Origin of the sequence: Halovulum marinum, from assembly GCF_009697225.1 — a bacterium.
GTDB classification, from domain to species: domain Bacteria; phylum Pseudomonadota; class Alphaproteobacteria; order Rhodobacterales; family Rhodobacteraceae; genus Halovulum; species Halovulum marinum.
Map to the genome: position 1 here is coordinate 94275 of NZ_WIND01000002.1, position 20379 is coordinate 114653.

Here is a 20379-nt window from a genome sequence, read left to right on the forward strand (position 1 = left end):
CTCGGCCGCATCCCCACGCGCGGCACTGGCTGCAGACCCGGGGCGGCCCCGGGGTGCGGTGCAGCATATATAGGTCTGCGGAGTTGGATACCACCCTCGGGGCCGCGGGGATAGCGGTCGCTGCGGTCAGTCGGGTGCGTGGCGCAGTTCCAGCGGGGTGCCGCCCAGGTCCCGGAACGCGCGCTGGCGGCAGCTGAGCACGATGATCTGCAGGTCCGATGCCTGTCGGTGCAGCGCGTTGAACATCGCCTCGATGCGCTCGTCGTCGGTGTAGACCAGCGCATCGTCCAGGATGACCGGCGCATGGCGGCCGCGCGCGGCCAGCATGCGCGCGAAGGCGAGCCGCACAAGCAGCGCGATCTGTTCGCGCGTGCCGCCGGACAGCGTGTCGTAGGCCTCTTCGGCGCCGGATCGCAGCAACGCCGAGGGCAGGACGGACTCGCCGTCGAGGCGCAGCTCGGCATCGGGCCAGACCAAGCGCAGCAGCGGCCCCAGCTCGCGCATGACCGGCTCGAAGTAACGGTCGCGGGCGGCCTGGCGTGCGGTGTCGAGCGCGCAGCGCAGGCGCCGCAGCAGGGCGACCTCGAACTGGCAGCGGGCGGCGTCGTCCTCGGCCGACCGAAGCTGCGCGCGCAGGTCCTTCAGATCTTCCTCCACCGCCTCGCCGGCCAGCAGCTCGATCCGCGCGTCCAGGCGCTGCCGTTCCGCGCTCAGGCGATGCCGGTCCTCTTCGGCGCGCGCTGCCACGTCGCGGGCGCGTTCCAACGCGGCGCCTGTCGCCGACAGGTCCGGCGCCCGCTCGGCAAGGCGGGCATGGTGCGTCTGGGCGGCGTCCAGATCGGCACGGCAGGCGGCGCGGACGCGATCGAGATCGGCCTCGGCCGTTTCGGGGTCCGCGCCCCGCATGTCCGCATCCGCGCGCTGGTGCCGGTCGCGGGCGCCGTCCAGCGCGGCGGCGGCGCGGGCGGCGGCGTGGCGTTCGCGCTCGGCGGCGCGCCGGGCTTCGTCGAGGGTCGATTCGGCGGATTCCGCGGATTGCCGGGCCGTTTCCGCAGCCAGACGGGCGTCGGCGGCCGACGGCAGCGCCGGCGCCGGGGCGGACGGCTCGGGCAGGGTGGCAAGCCGGGCGCGCAGCGCCTCGATGCCGTCGGGCGCCAGCGCCGAAAGCTGCGCCAGCGCCTCGCGCCGCCGCTGTTCGGCGTCGGCGCGGCTGCGGGCGGCGGCACGGGCCTCGTCGAGGGTCGCGACGCCGAGGGCCGCGAGCGCGCGGGCCAACTCGGCTTCGGCACGCGGAACGTCCTCGTCGGAGGCGGCGTGGCCGGGGTGGATCGTCATCCGGCCCAACCCCGGCAGATCCAGCGTGCCGCCTTGCGGCAGCGCGGTGCGGCGGCCGTCGGGCAGCGGTGCGCCGTCGAGGGTGACCGCCGGCGCGCCGGGCGCGTAGCGCAATGTCACCCCCAGCGCCTGCGCCGCCTGCGTGGCGCGGTGCAGCGCGATCTGTTGCGACAGCTCGTCCAGCCTTTCCAGCGTCCTTGCGTCCGGGCCGACGCCGGCAGCCGCCGCGGCGGTCTCGGCCTGCTGGCGAAAGCCCTCCGCGCGGGTCAGCAGCTCGTGCAGCTGGTCGCGCCGTTCGGACAGGCTTTGCGCGGCCTCGGCCTGTTCCGCCCGGCGCAGCAGGGCGTCTGCCGCGCCGGCGCGGGTGCGCGCGGCGTCGGCGGCAGTGCGGGCCTCGGCCAGCGTGGCCTCGGCCGTGTCCGCCGAGACGGCCAGTTCCCTCGCCTGACGCTCCGCGGTTGCCAGCGCCGCGGCGGCGGTGGCCAGCTCGGCGCGGGACTTGCGCAGCGCCGCCAGCTTCTGCACCGCGGCGTCGTGCTTCAGCCGCGCGGTCTCCTCGGCGGCCTGCGCCGCCTTCTCGGCGTCGGCATGGGCGGCGGCGGCGGCGTGCGCCGCCTCGGCCTGGGCCAGACGGTCGCGGCGCGCGGCGACGGCCTCGGGGTCGGTCAGTTCCGAAAGCGCGCGCAGCACCTTCCGGCGGCGGTCGAGGTCGTCGTGCAACTCCCGCGCCCGGCTTTCCAGATCCGCGATGCGCGGCGTCAGCGCGGCGATGCGGTCCTCGGCCTCCTTCAGCGGGCCGCGCGTGCGGCCCCCCTTCGCCGAGACGTGGCGCTCGAGCTCTTCGGTGCAGCGGCGCAGGGCGTCATCCATGCGCTGACCGCCGGTCATCGCCTCGACCTCTCCGGCGACCGACGACAGCAGGCCGCGCCGGGCCTCGGCGGTGTCCTTGCCGTCGCCGAGCGTGGTCAGGCCCTGCCGCACCCACAGCAGGCCGGTGGGGCTTGCCGGATCGTCGGTGCCGGCGGTGCGCGCGATCCAGGCTTCGGCCTCGTCGGCCTGGGCGAGCAGCCGGCCGTTCTGGCGCACCTCGGCCATGGGGCGCGAGAACCAGCGCTTCGCCACCGTGAACCGGCCCTCGGGCAGGTCCAGCTCGACGGTGATCTCGGGCGCGCCGCCGGCGTGCGGACGCAAGGCGCCGATGTCCTGCTTGCGCGAGCGATAGCCGACGGTGAACAGCGCCTCGACCGCGTCGAAGACGGTGGACTTGCCATGCTCGTTGGGCGCGGTCAGCACGTTCAGGCCCGCGCCGATGCCGTCGATCAGCACCGGATCGGTAAAGCGCCGGACGTCGTTCAGGCGAATCGAGACCAGCCTCACGCCCGGCCCTCGCGCACATAGCCGTACAGCCGGTTCAGCGCCGCGGACGCCACGGCCCGGTCCTCGGCCGGGCGGCCGTCGTCCTGCGCCTCGGCCAGCAGGTCGTCGGCGGCCATGCGCAACGCGCCGGCACGGTCGATCGCGTCGAGATCGTCGGCCCGGTATTCCGTCGCCAGCGCGCTGGCGTCCAGCTGGAACTGTGCGAAATCCGGCGCCACCGCATCGGCGGCGTCGGCCATAGCGGCCTGTTCGGCCAGGCTTGCGCGGCCGGCGGCGCGCACGCGCAGCAGCATGTCGCGGCGCCCGGCGGTGTCGGCGGGCAGCAGCGACCGCAGCGCCTGCGCCGCGTCGTGACCGGGGGTCAGCGGCAGCGGCAGCTCTTCCCAGTGAAAGCCGCCGGTCTCGACCGGAACGACGGCCGGCGGGTCTCCGGGCCGGCCCAAGGTGACGGCCAGGCAGACGCCGCGGCCGCGATGCTTGTAGCCGTCGCGCTCGGGCGCGCCGGGGTAGAAGGTGCGCGGGCCGACCTGCACCATGCCGTGCCAGTCGCCCAGCGCCAGGTAGTCCAGCCGGGCGGTGGCGGCGCGGTCGGGGGGGATCCCGTCGCGGGTGTCGTTGTCGCCGAAATTCTGCACCGGACCATGGGCAAGGCCGATGCGCAGCGACGCCGGATCGCCCTCGTCCGCGGCGAACCAGTCGGTCAGGTCGCGGCCCGGATAGCGGCGGGTCGGCGGGGCGGGCAGCAGGCGGATGCCTGGGGCGACGGCGACCGGCTCGGCGCTCAGCAGCGGGCGCACGTTGCCGGGGGCGTGGTCGGCGATCCGGGACCACAACGCCTCGGCCGCCAGGCTGTCGTGGTTGCCGGGCAGCAGCCACCAGGTCAGCGCGGCGTCGGCGCCCATGGCGGCCAGCGCCTGGCGCCAGACCGGATCCGACGGGGTTTCGGTGTCGAAGATGTCGCCCGCCACCAGGACATGCGCCGCGCCGTGGTCGCGGGCGGCGTGCGCGATACGCGCCAGCACCGCGTGCCGGGCCTCGGCCAGCCTGCCGCGCAGGTGCTCGTCCGGCAGGGTGGAATAGCGTTTGCCCAGATGCAGGTCGGCGGTGTGGATGAATCGGAAGTCGGTCAATGCGCGGCCCTCGGTCGGTCTGCCTCAGGGATGAAACAGCGGCCGGCGGGGATCAAGCGGAAGTTGTCGCCACATTCCTAGAGCGGCCAGAACGTCAGGATCGCCGGGATGCCGACCGCCAGCACCAGCAGTTCGAGCGGCAGCCCCACCCGCCAGTAATCGCCGAAGCGATAGCCGCCGGGGCCCATGATGATGGTGTTGTTCTTGTGCCCGATCGGCGTCAGGAAGGCGCAGGAGGCGGCGACCGCGACACCCATCAGATAGGCGTCGGGGTTGGCGTCGGTGGATTGCGCGATCTGCAGCGCCACCGGCGCGGCGATCAGCGCGGTGGCGACGTTGTTCAGGAAATCCGACAGCGTCATGGTCACCGCCATCAGCGCCAGCATCGTCACCCAGGCGGGCGCGTTGCCGGTCAGGTCCAGGATCGCGCCGGCGACCAGCTGCGCGCCGCCGGTTTCCTCGAATGCGGTGCCCAGAGGGATCAGGCTGGCCAGAAGGACGATCACCTTCCACTCGACCGCCTCGTAGACCTCGGTGCCGCCGACCAGGCCGATGGCGCAGTAGAAGGCCGCGCAGGCGCCCAGCGCCACCGGCAGATAAACCAGCCCCAGCGCCGCCGCCGCGATCGCCAGCGCGAACGCGCCGATCGCCAGCGGCGCCTTGCGGCGCTGCACCAGACTGGTGCGCCGACCCTCGAGCGGCAGCACGCCCAGCCAGTTCATCGCCGCCAACAGCCGCTCGGGCGTGCCCAGCAGCAACAGCACGTCGCCGGGGCGAATGCGCAGCAGGCGCACCCGCTCGCGGAACCGGCGCCCGCTGCGCCCGACGCCCAGCAGCGTCACCGAATGGCGCATCAGCAGGCTGAGGCCGCGGGCGGTGCGGCCGGCGATGCGCGCGCCCTCGGGGACGATCGCCTCGGTCAGCGTCAGGCTGCCGCCGCGCAGGCCGCCGTCGTGCTTTTCCGATCCGACGAATTCCAGGTCGGCCTTGCCCATGAACGTCTCGATCGCGTCGGGGGCGCCCTCGACCACCAGGAAGTCGCCGGCCTGGATCGACTGCAGGCGGGAGAAGCCGGGCAGGCGTCTGCCGCGGCGCACGAGGCCGATCAGGTTGATGTCGTGTTCTTCGGCGATCGGATACAAATCGCCCAGCGGCTGGCCCACCGTCTGCGAGTCCTCGCCGATGCGCAGCTCGGCCAGATAGATGGTCTTCTCGAACTCCTCGGCGCCGATCGCCATGCCGACCCGGCCGGGCAGCAGCCGCCAGCCCAGCGCCGCGACATAGACGACACCGGCCAGCGCCACGGCCAGGCCCACCGGCGAGAAGTCGAACATGGTGAAGGCGTCGCCCAGCGCGTCCTCGCGATACTGCGCGATGACGATGTTCGGCGGCGTGCCGATCAGGGTGACCATGCCGCCCAGGATGGTGCCGAAGGACAGCGGCATCAGCGTGCGGCCGACGGTGCGCCCCGCCTTCTTCGCCGCCTCGATGTCCAGCGGCATCAGCAGCGCCAGCGCGGCGACGTTGTTGATCATCGCCGACAGCGCCGCGCCGGACGAGGCCATGATGCCGATATGCGCCGGCACCGGCCGCCCTGCGGACAGCAGCCGCGCGGCCGCCAGTTCGATCGCCCCCGAATTCTGCAGCCCGCGGCTGACCACCAGCACCAGCGCGATGATGACCACCGCCGGGTGGCCGAAACCGGCGAACACCTGGTCCTGCGGCACCAGACCCGCGACCGCGGCGACGATCAGCCCGGCAAACGCCACGAGGTCATAGCGAACCCGGCCCCAGATCAGCAGCGCGAAGACGACGCCGAACAGCGCAAAGAGGTATCCCTGATCCTGGGTCATGTATGGCGGGCCTCGGCGGGGTGACGGTCGGTGACGGGCCCAGCATAGGCACGCGTGCGGTCCGGATACACCCCCGGCGCGCGCTCAGCCGTCAGCCGGGCGACAGCGCGTCCGCGGCGCCTGTCCCGGTCACGTGGCGCAGCAGCGCCTGCGCGTCCAGCGGGCGGCCGAACGCATAGCCCTGCAGGATATCGCAGCCCAGTTCGGCGGCGCGGCGGGCATGTTCCAGCGTCTCGACGCCCTCGGCGATCACCTCGATGTCGAGGCAGCGGCCGATCTGCACGATGGCGTGGGCCAGGGTCGCCTTGGTCATCTCGTCGAGAATCGGCGCGATGAACGTGCGGTCGATCTTCAGGATGTCGGGCGCGAGGCTGAGCAGGCCCTGAATCGAGGCGTGGCCGGTGCCGAAATCGTCGATGGCGATCTTGGTGCCCATCTCGCTCAGCTGGTCGCAGGTCCAGCGCACGACATCGTTGGTATCGTCCAGATAGATCGATTCGAGGATCTCGATGCAGAAGCGCGCCGGGTCCACGCCGGATGCGCTGATGTCGTGCACCAGCGCCGGGTCGTGCAGCCGCTTGCTGGAGACGTTGACCGCGACCTTGGGCATGTCCAGCCCCCGCGCCTGCCAGTCCAGCATGTCGCGCGCCACGTGGCGAAAGACGATGCGGTCGATCTCCTTCACCACGCCCAGCCCGTCGGCGACGTCGAGGAACTGGTCCGGCATCAGGATGCCGCGCTGCGGGTGGTTCCAGCGCACCAGCGCCTCGACGCCGGTCAGCGCATGGCTGCGGGCGTCGACCTGCGGCTGGTAGTGGACCACGAACTCGTCGCGCTCGCACGCGCGCAGCAGTTCGGTCGCCGTATGCTGGGTGCGCAGTGCCGAGCGGTGCATGTCCTCGGTGAAGAACGACCAGCGGCCGCGCCCTGCGGCCTTGGCGCGGTACAGCGCCATGTCGGCGCTGGCGATGATGCGGTCGGGCTCGTCCATGCCGGCGGTGGCCAGCGCCACGCCGATGCTGGCGCCGAAGTTGATCGCGTGGCCGCGCCAGCGGAACGGCGCCGAGGCGCCTTCGAGGATGCCGTCGGCCATCCGGCTGACGTCGACCGCGCTGCGGGTCAGGTCGGTCAGGATGGCAAACTCGTCGCCGCCCATGCGGGCGACGAAATCGCCGCCGCGGGTCTGGGCGCGCAGGATCTGGGCGACGTGGACCAGCAGCTCGTCCCCGGCGCCGTGGCCGAGCGTGTCGTTGACCAGCTTGAACCGGTCCAGGTCGATCAGCAGCGCGGCGAACGGCCGGTCGCGCAGCCGCATCTCGCGCAGCCGCTGCGTCAGGACCTGCGACAGGTGGCGGCGGTTGGCCAGGCCGGTCAGCGGATCGGTCAACGCCGCCTTCTCGACCAGCTCCTTCGCCTCGCGCAGGGCGGTGTTCTGCTCTTCCAGCTCGCGCGCCGAACGCTGCGCGGTCTCGGCACTGCGCGACAGCGTCCGCTGCCGCTCGCGTTCCTCGGTGGCGTCGATCGCCAGCAGGCTGAGCAGCCCGTCCGGCCCGGTGCCGTGGTGGATCTGCAGCACGCGGCCGTCCCGCATGGCGATGTCGTAGGGCTTTGCCAACTGCCGAAGCCGGGCGACGCGCGCCTCGATCCAGGTCGAGTCCGCGTGTTCGCCCGCGGCGAAAACGTCGGCCTTGAGCGCGGTGCGCAGCAGGGCGCCGAACGCCACGCCCACCGGTGCCGCGCCCGGATCGACGCCCAGCGCGTCGAAGAACGCGCCATTCGCCGCCGCCAGCCCGAGGCCGGCATCGAACAGCGCATAGCCGTGGTGAATGTGATCGACCGAGGCCAGCTGCGGCGGCGCGGGGCCGGGGACGCGCGGCGCGGCGTTCAGCATCTGTTCGGCGGATTTCTCGCGGCTGACGTCGGCGATGTAGCAGATCCACCAGCTACCGCCCTCGTCGCCCAGCTGGATCGGCGCCCAGGTCATCCGCTGCCACAGGGTGCGGCCGTCCTTGGAGTTGTTGCGAAGCTCGACCGAGAAATATTCCCAGTTCATCAACTTCTCGATGATCTTCAGGTGTTCGCCCTGATCCACGTCCGGGCCGGCCAGGACGCTGGCGCGGCAGCCGGCCAGCTCGGACCGGGAAAAGCCGGTCAGCCGGGTGAACGCCGGGTTGCACCAGACAAAGTGCATCACTGCGCCATCGGCCGGATCGGCCTTGGCGACGGCGATGGCCTCCCGGCTCCGGTCGGCGACATGGGCGAACAGCGCGTCGAGGGTCATGCGCTTCGTTTCGCAGCAACACGTGAAGGCGCGGTTTACGCTGTCACGCGGGCTGCGATTCGGGCCGGGCCACCAGCTGCCCGATCGCGTGCAGCTTCGGGTCGGAAAGATAGCAGTACCGGTTGACGTGGACGGCGCCGTCCGCGCCCGCGGCGACCGCCCGGAACCGGCGCACGACGTCTTCGAGCGGGCCGTAGCCATGGGTGATGCCGCAGGCCTGCGTGCCCTGCGGAACCTGCGCGCGCGCGGCCCGCATCTTGGCGGTCAGATCGCTGTCGGCGGCGGCGTGGGGTTCGTCGGGGGCGGGATAGCGGATCGCGTCCGGATCGCGCGGCGCATCGGGCGACAGCGCCAGCAGCCGCGACAGCGCGCGCGCCACCGCCCTTGGGTCTAGATCGGCGCGCAAGGTCAGCGCGGCAAGGTAGTCGGCCTCGATCATCGGCCAGTGCATCGTGTAGAACTTCACCCCGACGACGTCGGCGTGGGCGCCGGCGCGGGTCAGATCGAAACCGGTGGCCAGATTCAGCGGCGGCGGAAAGCACTGCAGGAACAGCCGCTTGGTGCCGCCGCTTGCCTCGGCCACGGTCTGGCGCAGGAAGGCGGCGTAGTCCTCGACGATCGCGGTGCGGAACGCCAGCAGGTCCTCGAGCACCGGGCAGCACGCCAGCAGGCTCGCGCGGAAACTGCCGAAGCTGCCGACGTCGATCCGGGCCGTACGGGCCGAGCCGTCGGACAGCTTCGTCAGAAGTTCGAGCGTGCCCCGGCGCAGCGCCTCGAAATCCAGGCCGAGCCCGGCGGCGAAGCGCGCGGTGGCCGGGTTGAAGTCGAAGAACAGCGCGTCGAAATGGTAGACCGGGTACTCGGGCCAGTCGAACTTGAAGCCGCCGACCTGCGGATAGGCGCGGCAGAGGTCGGTGACGAAGGCGCGGACATAGGCGCGCAGGCCGGGGGCTGCCAGCGAGGCGTTGTTGTCGACGCGCCCACGCAGGGCGCTGCCGTCGGGCCGCAGGCATTCGTCGCCGGGCGCGGGGCCGCCGAACTGCACCCGGTGGCAGGGCGGAATCGCCGCCTGGATCTGCAGCCACGTGTCCAGTCCGCGGTCGGCGGCGGCGGTCAGGAACGCGCCCACCTGCGCGCCCTCGGCCTCGGTCAGCGCATCCGGCGCGGGCGGCCGGTACGCCGAACTCTCGTAAAGTCCGGCGTCCGGCGTGAAGCTGGGCGAGGTCGTCATCCAGATCTCGGGCTCGCCGAACAGCGGCCGGTCGAGCAGGCGCTGCCGCCCCGCGCCTCCGTCGGCGGGGGGCTCGCGGTGGCCGGTGCCCTCGGCGGCCCGGGCGACGACATAGGGCGAGGTGGTGACGCTGGTCGCGCGGGCCAGATCCGTCAGCTGCGAAAGGATCCGCTGCACCCCGTCCGACTGGACGTATTCGGGCATCACGGTGATGCCCAGCTCGGTCACGCGTCGCGGGCCTTCGGTCATGCGGTCTCCTTTCGGCGGGGCGCGTCAGCCTCCCGCCAGCTTCATCATCCTTATCGCCGCGCAGGCGGCGCCGAAGCCGTTGCCGATGTTCACCACCGTCAGCCCCTGCGCGCAGGATCCGAGCGCGGCATCGAGCGCCAGCCGCCCTTCGGCGCTGACGCCGTAGCCGTGCGGGGCCGGCACCGCGATCACCGGGGCCGACACCAGTCCGGCAAGCACGCTGAACAGCGCGCCTTCCATGCCGGCGACGGCGATCAGCACGCGGTGGCGGCGCAGCGCCTCGACCTGCTCCAGCAGGCGCCACAACCCGGCCACGCCGACATCCGCCAGGACCGGCGCGTCGTAGCCGTGGAAGGCCAGCGTGCGCGCCGCCTCGGTGGCGATGCCGAGATCCGACGTGCCGGCGGCGACGATGCCGATGCCCGTCGCGGCCGGCGCAAGCGCGCCCAGCACCGCCGTCTGCCCGACCGGCTCGTAATCGAGCGCGTCGGCCCGCGGCAGCGCCGCCAGCCGGTCCGGCGCGAGGCGGGTCAGCAGCAGGCGGCGGCCTTCGGTCCGGGCGGTGTCGAGGATCGCGCCGATCTGGGCGTCGGTCTTGGTGGCGCAGAGCACCGCCTCGGCGGTGCCGGTGCGCGCCTCGCGCTGCCAGTCCATGCGGTGGTCGGTCATCGCGCCACCTCCCGCAGGAAGGCCGCCCCGCGGCGGTAGGCACGCACGCCAAGGAAGGGCCGCGCATCCGCGCGCGCAAGCGCCTCGGCCTCGGCCAGCGCGGCCCGTGCCGGCGCGGTGTCGAGCGTTTCGCCGTCCAGCTCGACGATCACGCCCAGATGGGTGATCCGGCAGCGCAGCGTGGCGCCGACGCCCAGCCGCTCGTGCAGCGCGCCCTCGATCCGGTCGACGAAGGCCAGATCGTCGGCGGCGATGCGGATGCCGGTCTCCACCCGGCTGGCAAGGCAGGGCTGCGCCGGCAGCTCGGCCAGATCGGGCAGGTCCAGCTCTGCGGCCAGCGCGTAGATCCCGGCCTTGCCGATCCCGGCGTCGATGTAGGGATGCACCACGCGGAATTCCTCGGCCGCCTTCAGCCCCGGGCGCACGTCGCCCAGATCGTCCACGTTCGCGCCCGAGGCGACGGTCCCGCCGGCCAGCGCCGCGACCGTCGAATACAGGTTCAGCTTGCAGAAATAGCAGCGGTTCGCCGGGTTCTCGCGGTAGCGCGGGTCGCCGAACTCGCCCGCGTCGACCAGCTCCAGCCGCCAGCCGGCGCGTTCGGCGTGGTCGCGCACCCTGGCGCTGGCGGCGGGCGGCACCGCGGGCGAGACCGCGTGCGCCATCCGCGCGCCGGGCAGGGTGCGGTGGGCGACATGGGCCAGCACCATGCTGTCGATGCCGCCGCTGACCGCGACGGTCAGGTTCGGGTGGTCGCGCAGCGCGCGCGTCAGGCGGTCGAGCAGGCTCATTGCTCTGCCCTTCGCGCCAGCGCGCGGCGCTCGGCCAGCGTGGCGCCGGCCAGATCGTCGCTTTCCGCCTTGCGGGTGTGCGCGCCGCCGGGGCGCGTCACCTGCTTGACCCGCGGCGCGCCGTGCTCGGCGGCGCGCGGCAGCAACCGCCGCCGTTCGGTCCGCAGCCGCAGCCCGATGGTCGAGGTCTGGGCGAAGCAGGCTTCGGCCACGGCGTCCGCGCACGCCGGCCGCGTCAGCAGGCGGAACCCGGTGGCGGGGCGGCCCTTCTTGCCCTGCAGCGCGACGGTGGTCAGGTCCAGCGTGCCGTCGAGCGCGCGCAGCCGGTCGGCGGCGACGGCGATCTCCTCGCCGGTCATGTCGTCGACGTCGAACTCCAGCGTACAGACGGTGTCGCCTTCGGGCGCGTCCGGCTGCGCCTCGACGATGCGGACGACAAGGACGTTGGCCAGCCCCGGCAGGTCCCTTGTGCCCGCGCCATAGCCGGTCGCGGCCAGCAGGCCGGCGGCCGGCGTGGCGGCAGCGGCGCCAAGGCCGTGCAGATGCGCGGCGATGGCGGCGCCGGTCGGCGTCACCCGCTCGCCGCCGATACCGTCGTCGTGCACCGGCAGCCCGGTCAGCATCCGGGCGGTGGCCGGGGCCGGCACCGGCAGCGGGCCATGCTGCGTGCGCACCAGCCCGCCGCCCAGCGGCAGCGGGTCCAGCGTCCAAACCGCGTCGCCGAGCGCGTCCAGGATCCGCCCGGCCGCGACCAGGTCGGCCAGCGTGTCCCAGTCGGCGATCTCGTGGAAATGCACCTTCTCCGGCGCGATGCCGTGGACCGCGGCCTCGGCCTCGGCCAGGCGGCGCAGCATGACGCCGGCATGCTCGCGCGTGCCCGCCGGCAGCGGTGCGGCGGCGATCATCGCGGCCAGGTCGGGGTAGTGCCGCGGCGCGCGGTCGGCGGGCGGCGCGACCACGAAGCGGCTGCCGCTCAGCCCGCCCGAGATCGCCGGCTCCAGCCGGCCGTGCCCGCCGCCCGGCAGCACCGCGGCGACCGCGTCCAGCACCGGCGCGCGCAGCGCCGGCAGCGCGTCGAGCATGGCGGCGGCGAACATGTCGCCGGCAATGCCGCCCAGCGGCGTCAGGTGAATGTATCGCCCGCTCACACCGAGGGGCCCAGTCGACTGATCACTTCGTCGCATTCCTTCGCCCGTTCGGCGCCCGTCGGCGCCCCTTCGCAGATCCCGAGGAACCGCGCGGCAAGCGGAGCGAGCAGCGACCGGCGCGGCGCTTCGCCGGTGAAGGCGGGGGACGCGTCGAAATCGATCTGCCCCGGCACCCGCCGGACGGTCTCGGGGTTCGCGCACATCTTTAGCGTCGGCGCGACCGCACTGCCATAGGGGTTGCCGTGGCCGGTGGTGAAACAGACCGCCTGCGCCCCGCCCGCGACCATCGAGGTGATCGATTCGGGCGACAGCGCCGGGGTGTCCATCAGCCACAGGCCGGGGCCGGGGACCGGCGCGCCCTGCGCCAGCGCGCCGGCGATCGGCGCGGTGCCGCCCTTGCGGATCGCGCCCAGCGCCTTTTCCTCCAGCGTGGTGATGCCGCCGTCGTGGTTCTGCGGCCCCGGATTTCCCAGCCGCAGGTCGCGCCCGGCGGCGCGGGCGGTGCGCTGGCGCTCGCGCAGGAAGTCGCGCAGGCGCTCGGCCACCTCGGGCGAACGGGCGCGGGCGGCCAGGATCGTCTCGGTGCCCAGCCATTCGATCGTCTCCGAGAACAGCGCCGCGCCCCCGGCCGCGATCAGCGCATCGCACAGGTCCCCCGCCAGCGGGTTGGCGATCATGCCCGACGAGGCGTCGGAGTGCCCGCATTCGACCGCGAGGACCAGCTCGGAGATCGGGCAGGGCACGCGATCCTGTTCGTCGAGCCACGCCAGCAGGTCGCGCCCGGCGTCGGCGGCCGCGGCCAGCATCGCCTCCGAATCCTCGCCCGCCTCCTGCAGCGAGAAGCCGGCGGCGGCGCGGCCCGTGTCCTCGATCTGTTGCTGGTAGAGCGCGCGCAGCCCTGCGTCCGGCGCCAGCACGATCACCGCGCCGGTGTTCGGATGCGTGCCCAGCGCAACCAGCACATCGCGATGAAACTTCGCATCCGCCCCCAGCTGGCCGCGGCCGTAGGGGCTGAACACCGGCACCGCGCGCGGCAGCGCGGCGGCCAGCTTGCGGGCGCCGGGGCCGTTCAGCCCGCAGACCGAGAGGATCAGCAGATGGTTGCGGATCCCGGCGCGGCCGTCGGCGCGGCGGTAACCCTGAAACGCGTCGGGCAGGATCACAGTTCGGCCCCGGCCAGGTTGTGCAGGTGGACATGGTCACCGGGCGCGATGTCGCGGGTCGCGTGACCGATCGAAACGCCGTACTTGATCACCGGCGCGCCCGCGGCGATGTCCCGGATCGCAACCTTGTGACCCAGCGGCACGTCGCCGGACAGCGCCGGCAGTGGCCCGTCGCGGCTGGCCGGCCGTTCGCCCGCGCGGTGCGCGCGCAGCAGGCAGGCGACGTTGTCGCCGGGGTCCAGCCGCAGGGCGGTCACGCGCACGGCACGACCTCCTGCCGCGAGACCAGCATGTCCGCGACCGACCCGATGTCGGGCACATAGCCCAGGCCGGGCCCCTCGGGCAGAGGAAACGCGCCGTTGACCAGCCCGAGTCCGCGCCCCGACAGCGCCGCCAGAAGCGGGTTCTCGGAGCCGTCGATCTCCAGCAGCCCGTCGCCGCCGACGGCGGCCAGCAGATGCGCCGAGGCCACCAGCCCGACGCCCCCGCCCAGGAAATGCGGACAATAGGTCAGCCCCGCCGCCGTCGCCGCGCGCGCCACCGGCAATACGCCCGACAACCCGCCCCATTTGCAGATGTCGGGCTGCAGCACCCCGAGCGCCCGCAGCGCGATCGCCGCGTCGAAGGCGGTGCCGCCGACCATGTTCTCGCCGCCCGCCAGCGGCATCGGCGCCGCCGCGGCCAGCGCCGCCCAGTCGGCGGCCGGCGCGTCCACCGGCATCGGCTCCTCGAGCCAGCGCGGCGCGAGCGCGGCCAGCCGGTCCAGCCGGTCGCGCGCGGTCGCGAAATCCCAGGCCTGGTTGGCGTCGAGCATCAGCGCGTGGCCCGCCGGCAGCGCCGCGGCCAGGTCGGCGGCCTGCGGCAGGCCGTCGCCGGCGCCGAAGCCGATGCGCAGCTTGAAGCGGGTGTGGCCGAGGGCGGACATGCGCGCGACCTGCGCCTCCCAGCGGTCGGGGCTGATCCCGCGGGCATAGGCCGGCACCGGGCGCGCCGTGCCGCCCAGCGCGGCCGCCAATGGCAGGCCGGCGCGGCGCGCGCGCAGATCGTGCAGCGCGATGTCCGCGCCGGCGGCGATCTGGCTGGCCGGTCCCGGCTCTCCGGCCTGCAGCGCGATCCGGTGCAGCCGGTGGCGAACGGTGTCGAACGGCCGCTCGCTGTCGGCGTTCAGCCCCGCCAGCGCCGCCGGCAGCAGGTTGGCCGCCAGGCGGGCGCGGTGCAGATCGCCCTCGGGCGGGAAGTTGCACCAGATCTCGCCCCAGCCTTCGGCGCCGTCGGCGTCCTCCAGCCGCAGCAGCAGAGCCGGGCGGTTACGCACCGGGCCCATTGTGGTCGGGATCGGCGGATCGACCCGGTGCCGCAGGTGCAGGATCTCGGCGCGCGCCAGCGGCGGGCTCATCGGTCGGCCTCCAGCCGGTTCATGTCCGGATCGAGCGCCCACATGTGGGTGCTTGGCGGCCCGACCCGGCCGGCCCAGGCGGCAAGCACGTCCTTCTCGGCCCGGCGCTGCGCCATCCGGCGCGCGATCAGCACCGGGTCCCAGCCGTCCAGCGCCAGCGCCATCAGCCGCTTGAACCTCTCGGCGTGCCGCGGATCGCGCGACAGGTCGTTGCGTTCCTGCGGATCGGTCTCGAGGTCGAACAGCAGCGGCGGATCGCTGGCGTAGACATGCAGCTTCCACCGCCCCTGCCGGACCATGCGATGCTGGACGGCGCGGCCGCCGGTCCAGTCCGGCACCGGATCGGTGCAGTACTCGCAGAAGATGGTGTCGTCCCAGTCCCGGGACGCACCGGTCAGCAGCGGCCAGAAGCTGCGGCCGTCGGCGCCGCGCAGGGGTGCGCCGCCCAATGCCTCGATCATCGTCTGCGACAGGTCGATCAGGCTGACGACTTCATCTCGGGCGGCGTTTTCGGGCAGGACCCCGGGCAGCGACAGGATCATCGGAACCTTGGCGCTTTCGTCGAACAGCGTGTGCTTCCACCACAATCCGCGCTCGCCGGCGTGATCGCCGTGGTCCGAGGCGTAGACGACCAGCGTATCGCGATCGAGGCCCAGCGCGCGCAGCCGGTCGAGGATGCGGCCGATCATCTCGTCCATGGTCGAGACCAGCCCCCAGTACGCCGCCCGCGCCAGGCGGCTTTGCCGGTCCGGGACGTCGTCGATGCCGCGGTTGGCGCGCCACCAGGCGATCCAGGGGTGGTCGCAGGCGTCGGCCGGGATCTCGGGCGGGGGCAGGACCTCGAGATAGTGCTGGATCCAGCGTCTCGCGGCGACATACGGCGCATGCGGCAGCATCAGGCCGACGGTCAGGCAGAAGGGCGCGCCCGCCTCGGCGATGCGGTCGAGCGTGGCGAGCGCCGCCTCGGTCACGTCGCGGTCCTTCGCCTCGTAGGCCGACCTGCCGGCGCCGCAGGCGGCGAGGCTGCGCGGATCCGGATTGTTGGTCCCGGCCAGTGCGCCGAGGTCGTGGAACGGGACGCCGGGCCAGTTCGGGCTGTGTTCGCCCACCTGCCGGGCGGCATAGCCGTGCGTCTGGTCCGGTCCGATCGCGTGCAGCCGCCCGACCAGTTCCGGCCGGTGGCCGGCCGCGCCCAGGGCGTGCAGCCAGGTCGGGATGTCGCTGGCCAGATGATCGTCGTTGGTCCAGCAGTCCTGCCGGCTGGGGTGGCGCGCGGTCAGCATCGACATCCGGCTGGCCACGCAGATCGGCGAGGGGCAATAGGCGTTGTCGAAACGCACGCCCGAAGCCGCCAGCCGGTCCAGCGCCGGCGTGCTCACATGCGGGTCGCCATAGCAGCCGGCGACGCGCTGGGCGTGCTGGTCCGAGAACAGGAACAGCAGATTGCGGGCGCGCGCGGTCATCGCCGGCCGATCCGCGCCAGCCGGTCGCCGTCGAAGCGCAGGGGGGCGAGCGGCCGCTCGTCCAGCAGCAGGTCGCGGCTGCGCAGCTCCTCCAGCAGCGGCGCGGTCACGCGGATCCGGTCCAGCCGCGCCGAGGACCGGATCTGCGCGATGCGCGGTGGTCCGTCGGCCCAGCAGGTGGCGACCAGCCCGCGGATGCAGCTGCGCTCGTCGGGCAGGATGATCGGGATGAACGCCTTTTCAAGGATCGTCGCGGTCACCGCGTTCATGTACATCGCCTTGAGATCCAGCGCCTCGGCCAGCGCGCGCGGGATGAAGTCGGCCATGCCGACGCCGATGCCGTTGCCGCCGGTGCGGTCGGTCAGCCCCAGCGCCGCGATCTTGTGGATGAACGGTTCCGCCGGATTGGCGACGCCGCGGATGTCGGTGCGGCCCGAGACCGCCGGATCGATGCCTGCGCCCGAGACGTCCTTGCCCACCTGTTCGACGATCAGCCCGTCGAGCCGGGCGAAGGGCAGCCGCGCCATTGCCGCCTTGGCGATCTTCAGCAGACGCTCGTCGGCGGCGGCGAAGTCCTGCGGCGCGACCGCCTCGATGTGGTGCAGGCGCTTGCCGGCGGTCTCGACCAGCGCCAGCCCGGCGCACAGCGGGGCGCGCTCGATCACGCGGGCGGCGAGCCGGGGCAGCGTCTCGGCCAGCCCGCGCGGGCCTGCCATGTGGACCTGCCGCGCGCCTTCGGCCTTGCCGAGGCCGACGGCCAGCATCTTGGTCAGGCCGCTTTCGACCGGGCGGTCGAAACTGGTGTGCGCCTTGACGCGGGCGATGATCAGAACGCCGTCGGCACCGGCGGCGTTGGCGTCGAAATGGCAGGCGAAGCCGCCGTCGATCCGGCCGTACTGCGTCGTCTGCATCGTGGCGCGGACCGGGCAGCCCATGGTTTCCCCGGTCACGCCCAGCTGCGCGAGAACCTCGGCCTGGCCCTCGGCGGCGCCGCCGCCATGAGACCCCATGCCGGGCACGATGAACGGGGCGAGGCCGCGCGCCTTGAGCCAGTCGACGGCGGTGCGGGCCACCACGTCGATATCGGCGATGCCCCGGCTGCCGACGGCGACGGCGACCGAGGCGCCCCCGGCAAGGTCGAACCGCGAGGCTTCCGCATCGAGCGCGGCGCGCACCGCGGCGGGCACGTCGGGCAGCGGCGCCGGGTCGGGCTGGCGGAGGCCCACTTCGGCAAGGTCTGGCAGGGGCACGTCCGCGAGGTGCGGCAGGTCGATATCGGGAAAGGTCGGCGCGTTGCTCATCAATGGCTCTCGAGTTCGAATCTTTCGTACAGTTCCGGCGGCGCTTCGTGGCGTTGCATCTCGGCGGCGATCGCGCGGCGCAGTACGGCCTCGATCCCGGCGTCGCGGAACGGGCGCGTCTGGCCGGGGTCGGCGGCCAGGTCGCACAGCGCGGTGCCGGTGTTGTCGATCCCGCCGCCCTGCATCGGCGGACGCTTCGCGCCGGGCAGCGCCGGGATCTTCAGCAGCGGCATGCCGGTGAAGCCGAAGCCCTCGTGCAGGCGCGCGCCGCCCAGTTCCTCGGCGGTGAACGGCGTCACCGCGTGCTGCGGCATCAGCGTGTATTCGTGAAGCGGCGCGGCCTCCATGTCCGGCGGATACAGGAAATAGCTGTGGCGCCCGTCGGTCGCGTTCAGCGCGCCGCCGAAGATGCCGTAAAGCGCCAGATCGCGGACCGCACCGCCGCCCAGCGCGGGCAGGACCGACGTGCCCAGCACCGTGTCCGGGATCTCCAGCCCGTGCAGGTCCAGCAGGGTCGGCATCAGGTCCATCGTCTGGGTCAGCGCACCGCAACGCGCGACGCGCGGGTGACCGGGGGCATGAAGGAACAGCGGAATGCGGGCGATCTCGTCCCAGAACGGCATCCGGTTCTTGCCCCACCAGTCGTGCTCGCCCAGCAGGAAGCCGTGGTCGGTGGTCACGATCAGCGCGGTATCGTCCCACAGGTTTTCTGCATCCATCCGGTCCAGCAACCGCCCGAGCTGCGCGTCGCAATGCGCGACGAGGGCGGTGTAGTTGGCGCGCAGTTCGTCCTCTTCGGCCGCGCCGAGCGCGCCCGAGCGCTGGTAGCGCGGCCAGTCGAGAGTCGGGCCGTCGTAGCCGGTGGGGAAGCGCTCGCGGATTTCGGGCGGGGCGATGAACGGCTCGTGCGGATCGAAGGTCTCGATCTGCAGGAACCAGTCGTCGGTGTCGCGGTGCGCGTCCAGGAACGCCAGCGCGCCGTCGAAGGTCTGCGCGCAGGGGTAGGCTTTCTCGCCGAGGATGCGCGCGCGGTTGAGCGCGCCCTGCAGGCGATAGCCCTTGCGGTCGCCTTCGAACTGGTGCGGGTGCGTCTCGCGCTCCAGCCGGTCCAGATCGGCGGGCCGGAACGCCCAGGGATCGGCCTCCTGTCCGCGGACGACGTCCCAGGTGGTGAAGGCGGTGTGGTAGGTCGCGCCGCCGGCCTCGAAATAGTGATAGTGGTCGGTGACGAGATGGCTGTGGATGCCCGCACCGGCCATCTGCCCGGTCAGCGTCACGTCGAACGGCTCCAGCGGGCCCCAGCTGCGGTGCAGGAAGTTCAGCCGCCCGGTCTGCAGGTCGCGCCGGGCCGGCATGCAGGGCATCGAGCCGACGTAATGCGTGTCGAACACCGTCGTCCGGGCCGCCAGCCGGTCGAAATTCGGCGTCGGCACCGCCCCGCCGTAGCAGGACAGCGCCCGCGCGTTCAGCGAGTCGAACAGGACCAGGATCGACCTCATGCGGCGCGCCTTTTCCGGCGCCAGTCGCTGACGATCGGCCAGACCAGCAGCAGGATCGCGATGATGGTGAAGGCCAGCGGGAACGGCCGTGTCCAGATCGGCGAGATGTCCCCGGCGGTCATCATCAGCCCCGAGCGCAGCTTCTGCTCGGCCAGCGGCGCCAGCACGAAACCGATCACGAACGGGCCCAGGGGGATCTTCGCCCGCTCCAGCAGGAAGCCGATGACGCCGAACATCAGCATCACCCAGACGTCGAACATGGTGTTGTTCAGCGCGTAGGAGCCGATCACGCAGAACATCATCACCACCGGCAGCACGAAGCTGCGCGGCAGGTAGATCAGGTTGGCGATGTAGCGCACCGACGAGGTCATCAGGATCCACATCAGGATGTTCGCGATCAGCGCCGTGGCGATCATCCCCCAGACGATGTCGCCATTGGTCAGGAACAGCGTCGGGCCGGGCTGGATCGAGTGGATCGTCAGCGCGCCGATCAGGATCGCGTCGATCACGCTGCCCGGAATGCCCATCGCGATCAGCGGGATCAGCGCGCCGCTGACGGTGGCGTTGTTCGCGGCCTCCGAGGCGATGATGCCCTCCTCCGAGCCGCGGCCGAACTCCTCGGGGTGGTCCGAGACGTTCTTGGCCATGGTGTAGGCCACGACCGAGCCGATCGAGGCGCCGATGCCCGGCAGGATGCCGATCCAGGTGCCGATGAACGACGAGCGGATCATGTTGACCGCGTGGCGCCTGAAGTCGCGCAGGCTCATCAGCACGCCGCGGTTGTTGACCTCGGCCCTGTCGGGCAGCTTGCCCATGTCCAGGCAGTCCTTGATGATCTGGCTGACCGCGAAGGTGCCGATCAGCACCGGCAGCAGCTGCAGCCCGCCGTTCAGCATGTACCAGTCGAAGGTCAGGCGCGGCATGCCGGTCGCCGGGTCCACGCCGGGCATCGAGACCAGCATCCCCAGCAGCCCCGAGATCAACCCCTTGACCAGCGAGCCCTCGCTGACCGAGGCGATCAGCACCATCGCCATCATGATCAGGGTGAAATACTCGAACGGGCCGAATTTCGTCGCCAGGATCGACAGCGGCTTGGTGACGGTGAACAGCACCCCCCAGGCGATCAGCCCGCCGACGAAGGATGCGGTGATGCCCAGGCCCAGCGCCCGGCCGGGGCGGCCCGAGCGCGCCATCGGATAGCCGTCGAAGGTGGTCATCACCGACGCCGGCGTGCCCGGCATCCGCATCAGCGTCGCGGTGATCAGCCCGCCGCTGATCGCGCCGACATACATCGAGACCAGCAGCACGACGGCGTTGAACGGCTCCATGTAGAAGGTCAGCGGCAGCGTCAGCGCGATCAGCATCGCGCCGGTCAGGCCGGGGATGGCGCCGACGACGATGCCCAGCGCCGTGCCGATGAACAGCATGAAGAAGGGCCAGGGCGTGAAGATCTGCCCGATCGCGCCGAAAAGTGAGGCGAAGTCCATGCGTCAGGC

Annotated in this window: 15 protein-coding genes; all 15 read right to left on the reverse strand. The window is 72.6% G+C overall.

Features of this window, described 5'->3' with window-relative positions; genetic code table 11:
* Positions 1-126: 126 nt before the first annotated feature.
* The 15 genes from GE300_RS03560 to GE300_RS03625 all read right to left on the reverse strand — a co-directional run bounded on the left by GE300_RS03560 (position 127) and on the right by GE300_RS03625 (position 20370).
* On the reverse strand, positions 127-2712 hold the full coding sequence (locus GE300_RS03560; RefSeq protein ID WP_325063080.1) for an AAA family ATPase: 2586 nt from the start codon (positions 2710-2712) through the stop codon (positions 127-129).
* Positions 2709-3842 carry a metallophosphoesterase family protein gene (locus GE300_RS03565; RefSeq protein ID WP_154444988.1) on the reverse strand — a complete coding sequence of 378 codons (1134 nt, stop codon included), beginning with the start codon at positions 3840-3842 and terminating at the stop codon, positions 2709-2711. The genes GE300_RS03560 and GE300_RS03565 overlap by 4 nt, the downstream gene beginning before the upstream one ends.
* A gap of 77 nt (positions 3843-3919) precedes the next feature.
* Complete coding sequence (locus GE300_RS03570) at positions 3920-5695, reverse strand: SLC13 family permease (protein WP_154444990.1); 1776 nt, start codon at positions 5693-5695, stop codon at positions 3920-3922.
* Between the two features lie 91 nt (positions 5696-5786).
* Positions 5787-7976 carry a sensor domain-containing protein gene (locus GE300_RS03575; RefSeq protein ID WP_233416755.1) on the reverse strand — a complete coding sequence of 730 codons (2190 nt, stop codon included), beginning with the start codon at positions 7974-7976 and terminating at the stop codon, positions 5787-5789.
* Between the two features lie 43 nt (positions 7977-8019).
* Positions 8020-9456 (reverse strand): hypothetical protein, encoded by a 1437-nt coding sequence (locus tag GE300_RS22830; RefSeq protein ID WP_233416756.1) that lies wholly within the window; start codon positions 9454-9456, stop codon positions 8020-8022.
* 24 nt (positions 9457-9480) lie between these two features.
* Positions 9481-10125, reverse strand: a complete 645-nt coding sequence (larB, locus tag GE300_RS03580) for a nickel pincer cofactor biosynthesis protein LarB (RefSeq protein WP_154444994.1) — start codon at positions 10123-10125, stop codon at positions 9481-9483.
* Complete coding sequence (locus GE300_RS03585) at positions 10122-10913, reverse strand: adenine nucleotide alpha-hydrolase family protein (protein ID WP_154444996.1); 792 nt, start codon at positions 10911-10913, stop codon at positions 10122-10124. The genes larB and GE300_RS03585 overlap by 4 nt, the downstream gene beginning before the upstream one ends.
* On the reverse strand, positions 10910-12061 hold the full coding sequence (larC, locus tag GE300_RS03590) for a nickel pincer cofactor biosynthesis protein LarC (protein WP_325063081.1): 1152 nt from the start codon (positions 12059-12061) through the stop codon (positions 10910-10912). The genes GE300_RS03585 and larC overlap by 4 nt, the downstream gene beginning before the upstream one ends.
* A complete protein-coding gene (locus GE300_RS03595) occupies positions 12058-13224 on the reverse strand; it encodes a UxaA family hydrolase (RefSeq protein ID WP_154445000.1) in 1167 nt (388 codons plus the stop codon). Before GE300_RS03595 ends, larC begins: the two co-directional genes overlap by 4 nt.
* Positions 13221-13487, reverse strand: coding sequence for a UxaA family hydrolase (locus GE300_RS03600; protein WP_325063082.1), 267 nt, complete (start codon positions 13485-13487; stop codon positions 13221-13223). Before GE300_RS03600 ends, GE300_RS03595 begins: the two co-directional genes overlap by 4 nt.
* Positions 13478-14620: an enolase C-terminal domain-like protein gene (locus GE300_RS03605; RefSeq protein ID WP_154445002.1), complete on the reverse strand. Its 1143-nt coding sequence runs from the start codon at positions 14618-14620 to the stop codon at positions 13478-13480. The genes GE300_RS03600 and GE300_RS03605 overlap by 10 nt, the downstream gene beginning before the upstream one ends.
* Complete coding sequence (locus GE300_RS03610; protein WP_154445004.1) at positions 14617-16083, reverse strand: sulfatase-like hydrolase/transferase; 1467 nt, start codon at positions 16081-16083, stop codon at positions 14617-14619. The genes GE300_RS03605 and GE300_RS03610 overlap by 4 nt, the downstream gene beginning before the upstream one ends.
* Positions 16080-17384, reverse strand: a complete 1305-nt coding sequence (locus GE300_RS03615; RefSeq protein ID WP_154445006.1) for a nickel pincer cofactor-dependent isomerase, group 22 — start codon at positions 17382-17384, stop codon at positions 16080-16082. The genes GE300_RS03610 and GE300_RS03615 overlap by 4 nt, the downstream gene beginning before the upstream one ends.
* Complete coding sequence (locus tag GE300_RS03620; RefSeq protein ID WP_154445008.1) at positions 17384-18883, reverse strand: sulfatase; 1500 nt, start codon at positions 18881-18883, stop codon at positions 17384-17386. Before GE300_RS03620 ends, GE300_RS03615 begins: the two co-directional genes overlap by 1 nt.
* Complete coding sequence (locus GE300_RS03625) at positions 18880-20370, reverse strand: tripartite tricarboxylate transporter permease (protein WP_154445010.1); 1491 nt, start codon at positions 20368-20370, stop codon at positions 18880-18882. Before GE300_RS03625 ends, GE300_RS03620 begins: the two co-directional genes overlap by 4 nt.
* Positions 20371-20379 lie beyond the last annotated feature (9 nt).

Excerpts from the sequence above, each read along its gene's own strand:
- GE300_RS03625 (WP_154445010.1), bottom strand. The coding sequence starts at position 20,370 with ATGGACTTCGCCTCACTTTTCGGCGCGATCGGGCAGATCTTCACGCCC.
- GE300_RS03610 (WP_154445004.1), bottom strand. The coding sequence starts at position 16,083 with ATGACCGCGCGCGCCCGCAATCTGCTGTTCCTGTTCTCGGACCAGCAC.
- GE300_RS03605 (WP_154445002.1), bottom strand. The coding sequence starts at position 14,620 with ATGAGCCCGCCGCTGGCGCGCGCCGAGATCCTGCACCTGCGGCACCGG.
- GE300_RS22830 (WP_233416756.1), bottom strand. The coding sequence starts at position 9,456 with ATGACCGAAGGCCCGCGACGCGTGACCGAGCTGGGCATCACCGTGATG.
- GE300_RS03575 (WP_233416755.1), bottom strand. The coding sequence starts at position 7,976 with ATGACCCTCGACGCGCTGTTCGCCCATGTCGCCGACCGGAGCCGGGAG.
- GE300_RS03585 (WP_154444996.1), bottom strand. The coding sequence starts at position 10,913 with ATGAGCCTGCTCGACCGCCTGACGCGCGCGCTGCGCGACCACCCGAAC.
- GE300_RS03615 (WP_154445006.1), bottom strand. The coding sequence starts at position 17,384 with ATGAGCAACGCGCCGACCTTTCCCGATATCGACCTGCCGCACCTCGCG.
- GE300_RS03620 (WP_154445008.1), bottom strand. The coding sequence starts at position 18,883 with ATGAGGTCGATCCTGGTCCTGTTCGACTCGCTGAACGCGCGGGCGCTG.
- GE300_RS03570 (WP_154444990.1), bottom strand. The coding sequence starts at position 5,695 with ATGACCCAGGATCAGGGATACCTCTTTGCGCTGTTCGGCGTCGTCTTC.
- larB (WP_154444994.1), bottom strand. The coding sequence starts at position 10,125 with ATGACCGACCACCGCATGGACTGGCAGCGCGAGGCGCGCACCGGCACC.